This is a genomic window from Achromobacter sp. GbtcB20 (assembly GCF_019091095.1).
Lineage (GTDB): Bacteria > Pseudomonadota > Gammaproteobacteria > Burkholderiales > Burkholderiaceae_B > Achromobacter > Achromobacter mucicolens.
This window is the reverse complement of record NZ_JAGXJZ010000325.1, coordinates 1-355: the sequence shown is the minus strand read 5'-3', so window position 1 is coordinate 355 and position 355 is coordinate 1. Positions and strand designations below refer to the sequence as shown.

Below are 355 nucleotides of genomic sequence, written 5' to 3'. Positions count from 1 at the left end.
CTGTGCGACTCCCCGCGCGAGAGCGCCCCCAGCCTGTCCGACGCCATCCTCGGCTGCTTCCGCGACGCCGGCCTGACGCCGGCCAGCGGCCAGGAAGCGATCCAGATGCAGACCATCGTCAGCCTCGTGTCCGCGGGCATGGGCTTGGCACTTGTGCCACAATCCGTGTCGAACCTGTTGCGCCCCGGCGTAGAATACCGGGCCCTTGCCAACCCGACACCGCTGGTCGAACTCGGCTTGGCCTGGCGGCGCGACAACGCTTCTCCGGTGCTGCGGGGCTTTTTGGAATTACTGAGGAAGACATAATATGCTGGTACACCCGAATCCGGACCCGATCGCGTTCTCGGTCGGCCCC

1 protein-coding gene is annotated in these 355 nt (G+C 66.2%); it reads left to right on the top strand.

Translation table 11 applies throughout. From position 1 onward, the window contains the following. Positions 1 to 306, top strand: a 306-nt coding sequence (locus tag KVT32_RS29180) for a LysR substrate-binding domain-containing protein (protein WP_254637073.1), incomplete at its 5' end; no start/stop codon positions are given. Between the last annotated feature and the right edge of the window lie 49 nt (positions 307 to 355).